Origin of the sequence: Rathayibacter agropyri, from assembly GCF_013249015.1 — a bacterium.
Classification (GTDB): domain Bacteria; phylum Actinomycetota; class Actinomycetes; order Actinomycetales; family Microbacteriaceae; genus Rathayibacter; species Rathayibacter agropyri.
Window position 1 is genome coordinate 72,792 of record NZ_JABRPL010000004.1, and the last position, 12,208, is coordinate 84,999.

Sequence of the window (12,208 nt, forward strand, 5' to 3'; positions counted from 1 at the left end):
GATCACCCCGACGGCGTCGCGGCAGGTCGTCTGGAGGCGGCGGCACGCTCCCGATGGGCGCGCACTTTCGCCCGGTTCCCGCAGCGCTGCATCGAGCACCAGCGCCGGGAGCCCGCACGCGACGTGTCGAGGTAAAGCATCCGGCACTCCGGTGCCGCGCAGCGCCGCAGTCGGCCGGCCGCCGCCGACCCCAGCAGTTCGACCGCCTGGCGGGCGATGGTCGCGAGCGCCTGCGCGCCCGACGCGCTCGTGCGCCCCGCCTGTCGCGAGCCGCCACTGAGTGCGGGCGGGATGTCGGGCATCGCCGCAACGAGATTCACCACGTCGATGTCACGCGGGTCGAGTGCCGTCGCCGCCTCGGTCGCCTCTGCCAGCCGTGCGATCGCGGAGCGGAGCATCAGGGCGTCATCAAGCCGGGCGTCGCGGCTTCCCGTGTCCACCGCGTCGAAGCGCTCGGCGAGCCAGACGGTGAGCGCAGCGTCGGAGTCGAACTGCTCGGTCGCCCCGTGCGGCACAGCTCCGGTCGTCGCGAAATCGAGTGCGAGGCTCCCGGAATCGAACCACCAGCGCCGGCCGTCCGCTTCGGCGAGCCACTGCCCGGTGCTCGGGGCGTGCCCGCGGATCGTCCGCGACTCCCCGCTCATGGGGCCTGCACCGTCCGACGTCGCCACTGAATCGCGTGTGCCGCGTCGAACCTCCGCGCGCACTTCCCGCAGGCGAGCGGCCGGGTGGGGCGACGGTGGCGGTAGAAGAGGTGCCCGCCCGGGCAGCTGCCGATCCACGGGGCGAGGTCGTCTGCGGTCGGATTGCTGTGCGTGCGCTGTCCGGTGTATCCGAGGCGATCCGCGATGTGGCGCCACTGGCTGCCATGCGCCGCGTCCGGTCCGGCCAGTGCGTGAGCGACCTCGTGCAGCAGAGTCTGGTGCACCTCCTCGTCGCTCCAGCGTGCGGCGAGGTGGCGCGAGACGGTGATCCGGCGTTGCGTCCAGTGGCAGGCGCCGGCCCGGGTGCGCGCGTGATCGAAACCGAAGCTCCACGAGTCGTCGAGGTGCTCCTGGATCAGTGCATGCGCCCAGCGCGTGACGTCGTCGAGGTCAGCCACGCAGCGTCTCCCGGAAGGTCAGGACTCGTCGGCCCGGCGGCGGCCGCGGAGAGCGCCGTCAGTGCGCGGGCCGCGTTCGGACTCGTCCTGGAACTCGGAGGCAGCGGCGAAGCCCAGGCGCGCGACTTCCAGCTCCTCCTCGGAGACGCCGACGCGCTCGCCGAGGGCCGTGGCCGCGTCGAAGTCACGGACGGCGCGGCCGTACTCGCCGAGCTCGAAGAAAGCCAGCCCGCGGTGCTTGAGCGCAAACGAGTGTTCGAGGTGCCACTCGTGGGTGCGCGCCTCCTCGACGCAGAGGGCGAGCTCGGAGAGCGCCTCGTCGGGGCGGCCGCGAAGCTGCATCAGGCGGGCACGGCGGACCCGCGCAGTCAGCAGCTCGGCGCGGTCGCCCGAGAAGCGGGTGCGACGGACGGCCTCGTTGGCGATGTCCCACGCCTCGTCGATCCGGCCGAGCAGGCGCAGCAACTCTGCCTTCTCGGTGAGTGCGGCGAGGCTGCGCAGCGCTCCAATCTCCTCCAGGCGGTCCTGGGCGGCGTCGACGTCGATCTCCTCGCGCAGTGTCGCGGGGTCGTGGCGGATGATGATGCTCAGGGCGATGCTTCCTCGTGGAGTGCGGATCCGGGTCATCGGGCACGGTGGACGGTGAGGACGGGCGGCGACGGGTGGGGGCGCCGACCCCCGGCGTCGAGTGTACCGGCGGCCCAGCGCCGAGGCTCCGTCGCACGGCGCGTTCGGCTCCGGCTGCGGCCTGCTCAGCCGCGGCGCACCTGGAAGACGCTGCGCGCCGGGAGTGGCGAGGGAGTCGCCGTCTCATCGGTGACGGCGAGGGCGCCCGCCATGAAATTCGCGAGTTCCTGCCCGTGCACCAGCTTCGACGGCGCGGGATCGGCGGCGAGGCGCCGGGGCAGCGAGTCGAGCGGCAGCGGGTCGGCGGAGGCGAGCATCACCACGTTCCCGAACCGCTTCGCCTTCAGCATCTGCGTGTCGGTCATGATCGCGGTGTGCGCGAAGACGGAGGCGAGTGTCGCGGCCTGCGCCCGGGCGAAGGAGAGCGCACCCCCGTCCGCGACGTTAACCGCCACGACGCCGCCCGGTGCAAGCAGCGGCCTGATCGCTCCGTAGAACTCGGCGCTGGTCACGTGCGCCGGTGTGCGCGCCCCCGAAAAGATATCCACCACGACGACGTCGACCGCGCCCCGAAGTCCGGGCGGGAGCGCGCCGAGCACCTCGCGCGCGTCGCCCTGCCGAATGCGGATCTGAGCACCGCGGGGCAGGGGCAGCTCCGCGCGCACCAGGTCGACGAGTACCGCTTCGATCTCGACGACCTGCTGGCGGGAGCCCGGCCGCGTCGCGGCGACGTAGCGCGGGAGGGTGAGCGCGCCGGCTCCCAGGTGCAGCGCCGTGATGCTCTCGCCCTCGGGCGCGACGAGATCGATCGCGTGCCCGATGCGCCGGATGTACTCGAACGAGAGGTGGGTTGGATCGGCCAGGTCGACGTGCGACTGCGGCGTGCCGTCGACAACCAGCGTGGCCGCCTGGGCCGAGTACCGGTCGGGCTCGATTTGCGCGGTGTATCCGCTCGCGAGCACCGCGCGGGGGTGGTCGGAGTCGGCGCTACGTCGGCGTCCGGTGCGTTCCTGCATCCGCCCAGTGTGCCGCGGGAACGACGTGTGCCGCGGGAACGACGTGTGCCGCGGGAACCGGTGTGCCGCGGGAACGACGAGTCGCGCCCGGTGGGAGCCACTCGTATACCCGACCCCGGGGAGCGACGCAAGCGTCTGCACTTGCGCGGCGTGGCGCCGTCCGTCTATAGTCGTACTTTGCGCTCCCGAGTACCCATGCCCTCATATCGCGGTCGGCAGGTCACCGGAACCCGGCATCAGATGGTGGATGCCGTTGCCACACCCTAGCTCCGCTCCGAAGACCGAGTCGCCTCGGTCCGCCCGGTTCGGCGGACGAGTGTCGGCCCGCGACGGCGGGAGCCCACTCCACACATCCCACAGATTGAGACCCGCGAGGGTCTACGGAGGTTCCTTCCTTGGCTGCTGCGTCCACCGCGACCACCACCTCACCCAAGAACGGACGCGGAGCATCGCGTCTTTCGTTCGCCAAGATCAGCGACACCCTGACCGTTCCGGATCTGCTCGCGCTGCAGACCGAGAGCTTCGACTGGCTCGTCGGCTCGGAGGCGTGGAAGAACCGCGTCGCCGAGGCGAAAGCCGCGGGCCGGGAGGACCTTCCCGCCAACTCCGGTCTGGACGAGATCTTCGAGGAGATCTCTCCGATCGAGGACCTCAGCGAGACGATGCAGCTGAGCTTCACCAACCCGTACCTCGAGCCCGAGAAGTACACGATCGAGGAGTGCAAGGAGCGCGGCAAGACCTATGCCGCCCCGCTGTACGTCGAGGCCGAGTTCATGAACCACCTCACGGGTGAGATCAAGACTCAGACGGTCTTCATGGGCGACTTCCCGCTGATGACCGAGAAGGGCACGTTCATCATCAACGGCACCGAGCGTGTCGTCGTGTCCCAGCTGGTGCGCAGCCCCGGCGTCTATTTCGAGCGTCAGCAGGAGAAGACGTCCGATAAGGACATCTACTCGGCGCGCGTCATTCCGAGCCGCGGCGCCTGGCTCGAGTTCGAGATCGACAAGCGCGACCAGGTCGGCGTGCGCATCGACCGCAAGCGCAAGCAGTCGGTCACCGTCTTCCTCAAGGCCCTCGGCCTGTCGAGCGAGGAGATCCTCGAGCAGTTCGCCGGCTACGAGTCGATCGAGCTGACCCTCGAGAAGGACAACATCCTCACCAAGGAGGACGCGCTCCGCGACATCTACCGCAAGCTGCGCCCGGGCGAGCAGGTCGCCGCCGAGGCCGCGCGCGCGCTGCTCGACAACTTCTACTTCAACTCCAAGCGCTACGACCTCGCGAAGGTCGGTCGCTACAAGATCAACCGCAAGCTGGGCATCGATAAGGCGCTGTCCGACTCGGTACTCACGGTCGAGGACATCATTGCGACCATCAAGTACCTAGTCGCGCTGCACGACGGACGCACCACACTGCCCGGCGTGCGCGATGGCGGCCCCGTCGACCTGCGCCTGGACGTAGACGACATCGATCACTTCGGCAACCGCCGCATCCGCGCGGTCGGCGAGCTGATCCAGAACCAGGTCCGCACCGGCCTGTCCCGCATGGAGCGCGTCGTTCGCGAGCGCATGACCACGCAGGACATCGAGGCGATCACCCCGCAGACACTGATCAACGTCCGCCCCGTCGTGGCCGCGATCAAGGAGTTCTTCGGGACGTCGCAGCTCTCGCAGTTCATGGACCAGAACAACCCGCTCGCGGGCCTGACCCACAAGCGCCGCCTGTCGGCGCTCGGCCCCGGTGGTCTCTCCCGTGAGCGCGCCGGCGTCGAGGTCCGCGACGTCCACCCGTCGCACTACGGCCGGATGTGCCCGATCGAGACCCCAGAAGGCCCGAACATCGGCCTGATCGGTTCGCTCGCCTCGTTCGCGCGCATCAACTCGTTCGGCTTCATCGAGACGCCGTACCGCAAGGTCGTCGATGGCACCGTCACCTCGCAGATCGACTACCTCACCGCGTCGGAGGAGGACGAGTACCTGGTCGCCCAGGCAAACGCTCCCCTCACCGCCGACTTCCGCTTCGCCGAGGGTAAGGTCCTGGTCCGTCCGAAGGGCGGAGAGGTCGAGCTCGTCGACGCCGACCGCGTCGACTACATGGACGTCTCCCCGCGCCAGATGGTGTCGGTCGCGACCTCGCTGATCCCGTTCCTCGAGCACGACGACGCGAACCGCGCGCTCATGGGCGCCAACATGCAGCGTCAGGCCGTTCCGCTGCTGCGCAGTGAGTCGCCCGTGGTCGGTACCGGCATGGAGGGCTTTGCGGCCATCGACGCCGGCGACGTCATTACCGCCGACAAGGCCGGTGTCGTCCAGGAGGTCTCTGCCGACTCCGTCACCGTTCAGCTGGACGAGGGCGGCACGCAGACCTACTTCCTCCGCAAGTTCGACCGCTCCAACCAGGGCACCTCGTACAACAACCGCGTGGTCGTTTCGGCCGGTGAGCGCATCGAGGTCGGCGAGGTCGTCGCCGACGGCCCCGCGACCGAGAAGGGCGAGCTCGCACTCGGTAAGAACCTGCTGGTCGCGTTCATGCCGTGGGAGGGCCACAACTTCGAGGACGCGATCATCCTCAGCCAGAACCTGGTGAAGGACGATGTCCTCTCCTCGATTCACATCGAGGAGTACGAGGTCGACGCTCGCGACACCAAGCTCGGCAAAGAGGAGATCACCCGCGACCTCCCCAACGTCAGCCCTGAACTCCTCGCCGATCTGGACGAGCGCGGCATCATCCGCATCGGAGCCGAGGTTCGCCCCGGCGACATCCTGGTCGGCAAGGTCACGCCGAAGGGCGAGACCGAGCTCTCCGCGGAGGAGCGCCTGCTCCGCGCGATCTTCAACGAGAAGAGCCGCGAGGTCCGCGACACGTCGCTGAAGGTGCCCCACGGTGAGCGCGGCACGATCATCGGCGTCAAGGTGTTCGATGCCCAGGACGGCGACGACGAGCTCGGCTCGGGCGTCAACCAGCGCGTTGTCGTCTACATCGCTCAGAAGCGCAAGATCACCGAGGGCGACAAGCTCGCCGGCCGCCACGGCAACAAGGGCGTCATCTCCAAGATCCTGCCGGTCGAGGACATGCCGTTCCTCGTCGACGGGACGCCGGTCGACATCGTCCTCAACCCGCTCGGCGTCCCTGGACGCATGAACTTCGGCCAGGTCCTCGAGATCCACCTCGGCTGGATCGCGAAGCAGGGCTGGAAGGTCGAGGGTCAGCCGGAGTGGGCAGCGCGCCTGCCCGAGCACGCCCGCGAGGCGGCGCCCGGTACGAAGGTCGCGACTCCCGTCTTCGACGGTGCTGCGGAGGAGGAACTCGCTGGGCTCCTCGACTCGACCACCCCGACGCGTGATGGCGAGCGCCTGATCGGTTCGTCCGGCAAGACGCAGCTGTTCGACGGCCGCTCGGGCGAGCCCTACCCGGACCCGGTCTCGGTCGGCTACATGTACATCCTGAAGCTGCACCACCTCGTCGACGACAAGATCCACGCGCGCTCGACGGGCCCGTACTCGATGATCACCCAGCAGCCGCTCGGTGGTAAGGCGCAGTTCGGTGGTCAGCGCTTCGGTGAGATGGAGGTGTGGGCCCTCGAGGCCTACGGCGCCGCGTACGCCCTCCAGGAACTCCTCACCATCAAGTCGGATGACATCCTCGGCCGCGTGAAGGTGTACGAGGCCATCGTCAAGGGTGAGAACATCCAGGAGCCGGGCATTCCGGAATCCTTCAAGGTCCTCATCAAGGAGATGCAGTCGCTCTGCCTGAACGTCGAGGTCCTGTCTGCCGACGGCACCGCGGTCAGCCTGCGAGACACCGATGACGAGGTCTACCGCGCCGCGGAAGAGCTCGGGATCAACATCTCCTCCCGGTTCGAGTCGTCCTCGGTCGACGACATCTGATCCGCGCCAGCCTCCGACGACTCCCGTCTCTGACGAGACACCCTGTTTTCCGACAAGGAGAAAACATTGCTCGACGTAACCACATTCGATGAGCTGCGCATCGGCCTCGCGACGGCCGATGACATCCGTCGCTGGTCGCACGGTGAAGTGAAGAAGCCCGAGACCATCAATTACCGCACCCTCAAGCCCGAGAAGGACGGTCTGTTCGGCGAGCAGATCTTCGGACCTTCCCGCGACTGGGAGTGCTCCTGCGGCAAGTACAAGCGAGTCCGCTTCAAAGGCATCGTCTGCGAGCGCTGCGGGGTCGAGGTCACCAAGTCCTCGGTCCGCCGCGAGCGGATGGGTCACATCGAGCTCGCCGCTCCCGTTACCCACATCTGGTACTTCAAGGGCGTTCCCTCGCGCCTTGGCTATCTGCTGGACATGGCGCCGAAGGACCTCGAGAAGGTCATCTACTTCGCGGCGTACATGATTATCGACGTGGACGACGACGGTCGTCACGCCGATATGCCCGGCCTCGAGAACGAGCTCCGGCTCGAGATCAAGACCCTCTCCGATCAGCGCGACTCCCGTATCGCGGACCGTCTGGCGCGCCTTGAAACCGATCTCGCCGCCCTGGAGGCGGAGGGCGCAAAGAGCGACCAGAAGCGCCGCACGAAGGATGGCGCCGAGAAGGAGATGGGCCAGATCCGCAAGTCCTTCGACGAGGACATCGCGCGGCTCGAGAGCGTGTGGGAGCAGTTCCGCACCCTGAAGGTCGGCGACCTCAAGCCCGAGGACGCCGTTTTCAACGAACTCGTCGACCGCTACGGCGTCTACTTCGAGGCCTACATGGGCGCCGAGGCGATCAAGAAGCGCCTCGAGCAGTTCGACCTCCAGGCCGAGGCCGAGACGCTGCACCTGCAGATCGCCGAGGGCAAGGGTCAGAAGAAGATCCGCGCCATCAAGCGCCTGCGCGTCGTCAACTCGTTCCTCGCCACCGGCAACTCGCCGGCCGCGATGGTCCTCGACGTCGTCCCGGTCATCCCGCCGGAACTGCGCCCAATGGTGCAGCTCGACGGAGGCCGCTTCGCCACGAGCGACCTGAACGACCTCTACCGTCGCGTGATCAACCGCAACAACCGGCTCCGCCGCCTGCTCGACCTCGGTGCCCCCGAGATCATCGTGAACAACGAAAAGCGCATGCTCCAGGAGGCGGTGGACGCTCTCTTCGACAACGGCCGCCGTGGTCGCCCCGTCACCGGTACCGGCAACCGCGCCCTCAAGTCCCTGAGCGACATGCTCAAGGGAAAGCAGGGGCGCTTCCGGCAGAACCTGCTGGGCAAGCGCGTCGACTACTCGGGCCGCTCGGTCATCATCGTCGGGCCGCAGCTGAAGCTGCACCAGTGCGGTCTGCCGAAGCAGATGGCTTTGGAGCTGTTCAAGCCGTTCGTCATCAAGCGCCTGATCGACCTGTCGCACGCGCAGAACATCAAGGCCGCCAAGCGCATGGTCGAGCGTTCGCGCCCGCAGGTGTGGGACGTGCTCGAGGAGATCATCCGCGAGCGTCCCGTTCTGCTGAACCGTGCGCCCACCCTGCACCGACTCGGCATCCAGGCCTTCGAGCCCCAGCTGGTCGAGGGTAAGGCGATCCAGCTGCACCCGCTCGTGTGTGCAGCGTTCAACGCGGACTTCGACGGCGACCAGATGGCCGTCCACCTGCCGCTCTCCGTCGAGGCTCAGGCCGAGGCACGCATCCTGATGCTTGCGTCGAACAACATCCTCAAGCCCTCGGACGGCCGTCCGGTCACCCTGCCCACGCAGGACATGATCATCGGTCTGCACCACCTGACGACCCTCCGCGAGGGGGGCGCCGGTGAGGGCCGCGCGTTCTCCTCCGTCTCGGAGGCGATCCTCGCGAAGGATCAGGGCTCCCTGCACCTGAACTCGAAGGTCAAGATCCGCATGTCGGACGTGTACTTCGCGCAGGGCCAGGCCCCCGAGGGAGTCGAACTCGACGAGACCGGAAAGGTCACCGCACCGATCCTGCTCGAGACGAGCCTGGGCCGCGCCCTCTTCAACGAGGCGTTGCCGGTCGACTACCCCTACTTCGAGCAGGTCGCCGATAAGACGACCATCTCCGGGATCGTCAACGACCTCGCGGAGCGCTACCCGAAGGTGGAGGTCGCTGCCTCGCTCGACCGGATCAAGGACGCCGGCTTCTACTGGGCCACCCGCTCGGGTGTCACTGTGGCGCTGTCCGACATCCTCACGCCTCCGTCGAAGCCCGAGATCATCGCGGGCTACGAGAAGAAGGCAGCGAAGGTCGAGACCGAGTACGACAAGGGTCTGACTACTCAGGCCGAGCGTCGTCAGGAGCTCGTGAAGATCTGGACCGAGGCGACCGACGAGGTCGCCACGGCGATGCGCGCGAACTTCCCGAAGGACAACACGATCAACCGCATGGTCACCTCCGGTGCCCGTGGTAACTGGCTGCAGGTGCGCAACATCGCCGGCATGCGAGGCCTGGTGAACAACCCGAAGGGCGAGATCATTGCCCGACCGATCATCTCCTCGTACCGCGAGGGACTCTCGGTCGCCGAGTACTTCATCGCCACGCACGGTGCCCGCAAGGGTCTGGCCGACACCGCGCTCCGCACCGCGGACTCGGGGTACCTGACGCGTCGACTCGTCGACGTCTCGCAGGACGTCATCATCCGCGAGGACGACTGCGGCACCACCAAGGGTCTTGACCTGCCGATCATGCTCCAGGACGCGACCGGCACCTGGATCCAGGACTCGAACGTCGAGAACTCGGTCTATGCCCGTTCGCTCGCCACGCCGGCGACGAATGAGGCGGGCACGGTCATCGCCTCCGCCGGCGAGGACGTGGGCGATGTGCTCATCGAGAAGCTGGTTGGAGCCGAGGTGCGCCACATCAAGGTGCGCTCCGTCCTGACCTGCGAGTCCGCCGTCGGCGTCTGCGCGGCCTGCTACGGCCGTTCGCTCGCCACCGGCAAGCTCGTCGACATCGGAGAGGCCGTCGGCATCATCGCGGCCCAGTCGATCGGTGAGCCCGGCACGCAGCTCACGATGCGTACCTTCCACACCGGCGGATCGGCGTCGGCCGACGACATCACGCAGGGTCTGCCCCGCGTGCAGGAGCTCTTCGAGGCCCGTACCCCCAAGGGTGCGTCGCCGATCGCGGAGGCTGCCGGTCGCATCACGGTCGAGGACACCGACCGTGCCCGCCGGGTCATCCTCCAGCCGGACAACGGCGACGAGGCGGTCATTTACCCGGTGCTCAAGCGCTCGCAGCTCCTCGTTGAGGACGGCCAGCACGTCGAGCTCGGGCAGCAGCTGCACGTTGGAACGGTCGACCCCAAGGAGGTCCTGCGCGTGCTGGGCGTCCGCGAGGTCCAGAAGCACCTGGTTGGAGGCGTCCAGGGCGTCTACCGTTCGCAGGGTGTGCCGATCCACGACAAGCACATCGAGGTCATCGTCCGTCAGATGCTTCGCAAGGTCACCGTGGTCGACCACGGTGACACGGAGCTGTTGCCGGGCGAGCTCGTCGACCGCTCGCGCTACAGCGAGGTCAACCGTGCGGCTCTGACCGAGGGCAAGCGGACCGCGTCCGCCCGCCAGGAGGTCATGGGTATCACCAAGGCGTCGCTCGCGACTGAGTCGTGGCTGTCGGCCGCGTCCTTCCAGGAGACCACCCGCGTTCTGACGCAGGCGGCCATGGAGGGCAAGCGCGACCCGCTGGTCGGCCTCAAGGAGAACGTGATCATCGGAAAGCTGATCCCGGCGGGCACCGGTCTGGCCAAGTACCGGAACGTGTCGGTTGAGGCGACCGAGGAGGCGAAGTCGGAGCGGTACCCCAACCGCATCTTCGCCGACGACGCCGCCTTCAGCGATGCCGACCTGTCGTTCGTCGACTTCGACTCGTTCTCGAGCGACGGCTACGAGCCGGGCAACTACAGCTGACTCCAGTGAGCTGATCGATCGAGGGTCCCGCCGGCATGCCGGCGGGGCCCTCGTCGTACCCGGACGCGGTCAACCGCACGGAGGCTTCCAGTTTCACCCGTGGGTGCCCTACTCGGGGGGAGGGGTGATTGACTCGAGGGGGCTCGTCTGGTCGAGCCTGTACCCGTTCCCCGCCACGCCCGTGGCACGTGAGGAAACGCGCGGATGAGAGTCGTGATCATCGTGCTGGCCGCCCTGCTCGTGGTGGTCGGTGCCGTCGTGGTGCCCTTCAGCCGAGCCGACGCGGCGGAGGCAGGTGCGCCCGTGTCCTGCGGCGTCGCACAGCTCGCTCCGGTCCTCGCCGACGACGACGTGCAGCCGCGCCCGGTCTCCGCCCTGGTCCCGATCGTGCTGCTACACGGCTGGCTCGGCACCGCGACCCACGACGCGAGCCGCACCGGTGCGTTCTCGCACCTCGTCGACATGGTCTCGTCGGAGTCGCCGACCGCTCCGCTTGGCGCGCCCGAGCCCTCTCTTCTCGGCCGTCTCCAGCAGATCGCCGGCGCGGCCGTCTACACCTTCGATTACCGTCGGCTTGCTGCGCGCTGGGTTACCGATCCCGGGATCAGCGACGCTCTGGCCGCCTCCGTCGACTGTGTCGTCTCGGCGACCGGGCACCGGGCGATCATCGTCGCTCATTCGATGGGTGGCCTTGCGGCCCGGCAAGCCCTGAGCGGCACCGTCGATGGCACGGCGGTGGCGTCGATGGTCTCGACCGTCCTCACCTTCGGCACACCGAACACGGGATCGGACGTGGCGTCGCAGCTCGGGCGGCTGGTCGACGCCGCCCCGCACGCGATCCCGGCTGCGAGTGCGGGGCTCGATCCGCAGGGGCTCGGGTTCTCGTCCTTCCTGGCATCCTGCGGTGATGCCGTCTCGGAGAACGCGGGCTCCGCCGGGGAGTGCACCGGAGTGCCGATGATCGACGCTCTCTCGTCGGAGGCGGGGCTCGGCCTCCGGACAGGATCCGCTCAGCTCGGTGCGCTGCCACCGTGGCCGGCCGGCGTGCATGTGCTCGCCCTCGTCGGCGACATCCGCGTGACGGCGGGCGTCGTGCTCGGGCAGGCGACGCAGCCGGTCGATGTGGGCGACATCATGGTGGCGACCGGCTCGGCCCAGGCGGGGGTCGACGACTACGTCGTCTCGACCTGCCGATACACGCTGCTCGCCATGCCGGACATCCCCTCGGTGGTCGCCGAGATCTCGCCGCTCGCGCGACTCGGCACGTCCTTGCGTTTCGCGAAGCTGGTGGTCGACGTCGATGCGAGCCCGTGCCATCACGCCCGTCTCACGCGCAACGTCGACCTGGTCCGACATGCGACCTCGGCGGTTGCGGAGGCGATCGCGGCGGAGATCTCTGCGCCCCGGCCCGACACTGCGGGCACCCGGGGCGCGCCTCGCGCCCAGGAGGCGCGGCGCGTTCGCTGCTCGATTCACGACGAGTGGTCGTGCGCGACCTGACGAATCGGCGTCGGGTATCGGCCTGTCTCGAGGGGTGGACGGAACGGGGAGAGCCAGCGCGGCCTGCGCGCCAGCCGAGCCGAGTCCGAGTGCACTAAAGGCCCCCGTTC

At 68.2% G+C, this 12,208-nt stretch carries 7 protein-coding genes; 3 read left to right on the plus strand and 4 right to left on the minus strand.

What is annotated here, in order from left to right; translation table 11 throughout:
* Positions 1 to 2 precede the first annotated feature (2 nt).
* From HRF29_RS11315 to HRF29_RS11330, 4 genes are all read right to left on the minus strand, one after another.
* Positions 3 to 644: a CGNR zinc finger domain-containing protein gene (locus tag HRF29_RS11315; protein ID WP_173248861.1), complete on the minus strand. Its 642-nt coding sequence runs from the start codon at positions 642 to 644 to the stop codon at positions 3 to 5.
* On the minus strand, positions 641 to 1,102 hold the full coding sequence (locus tag HRF29_RS11320) for a SprT-like domain-containing protein (RefSeq protein ID WP_173248863.1): 462 nt from the start codon (positions 1,100 to 1,102) through the stop codon (positions 641 to 643). Before HRF29_RS11320 ends, HRF29_RS11315 begins: the two co-directional genes overlap by 4 nt.
* 18 nt (positions 1,103 to 1,120) lie before the next feature.
* The gene (locus tag HRF29_RS11325; protein WP_173248865.1) at positions 1,121 to 1,729 is read right to left on the minus strand and encodes a hypothetical protein; all 609 of its coding nucleotides are present in this window, start codon (positions 1,727 to 1,729) and stop codon (positions 1,121 to 1,123) included.
* A gap of 125 nt (positions 1,730 to 1,854) precedes the next feature.
* Positions 1,855 to 2,745: a spermidine synthase gene (locus HRF29_RS11330; RefSeq protein ID WP_173248867.1), complete on the minus strand. Its 891-nt coding sequence runs from the start codon at positions 2,743 to 2,745 to the stop codon at positions 1,855 to 1,857.
* A 395-nt stretch (positions 2,746 to 3,140) separates the two neighbouring features.
* On the opposite strand from HRF29_RS11330, the gene rpoB reads away from it, so the two are divergent.
* The 3 genes from rpoB to HRF29_RS11345 all read left to right on the plus strand — a co-directional run bounded on the left by rpoB (position 3,141) and on the right by HRF29_RS11345 (position 12,098).
* Positions 3,141 to 6,632, plus strand: a complete 3,492-nt coding sequence (rpoB, locus tag HRF29_RS11335; RefSeq protein ID WP_173248869.1) for a DNA-directed RNA polymerase subunit beta — start codon at positions 3,141 to 3,143, stop codon at positions 6,630 to 6,632.
* 66 nt (positions 6,633 to 6,698) lie between these two features.
* Positions 6,699 to 10,598, plus strand: a complete 3,900-nt coding sequence (locus tag HRF29_RS11340; RefSeq protein WP_173248871.1) for a DNA-directed RNA polymerase subunit beta' — start codon at positions 6,699 to 6,701, stop codon at positions 10,596 to 10,598.
* Between the two features lie 204 nt (positions 10,599 to 10,802).
* Complete coding sequence (locus HRF29_RS11345; protein WP_173248873.1) at positions 10,803 to 12,098, plus strand: esterase/lipase family protein; 1,296 nt, start codon at positions 10,803 to 10,805, stop codon at positions 12,096 to 12,098.
* Positions 12,099 to 12,208: the final 110 nt, after the last annotated feature.

What these genes read in the sequence shown, in the direction of transcription:
- HRF29_RS11315 (WP_173248861.1), bottom strand. Translation starts at nt 644, where the DNA reads ATGAGCGGGGAGTCGCGGACGATCCGCGGGCACGCCCCGAGCACCGGG.
- HRF29_RS11330 (WP_173248867.1), bottom strand. Translation starts at nt 2,745, where the DNA reads ATGCAGGAACGCACCGGACGCCGACGTAGCGCCGACTCCGACCACCCC.
- HRF29_RS11325 (WP_173248865.1), bottom strand. Translation starts at nt 1,729, where the DNA reads ATGACCCGGATCCGCACTCCACGAGGAAGCATCGCCCTGAGCATCATC.
- HRF29_RS11345 (WP_173248873.1), top strand. Translation starts at nt 10,803, where the DNA reads ATGAGAGTCGTGATCATCGTGCTGGCCGCCCTGCTCGTGGTGGTCGGT.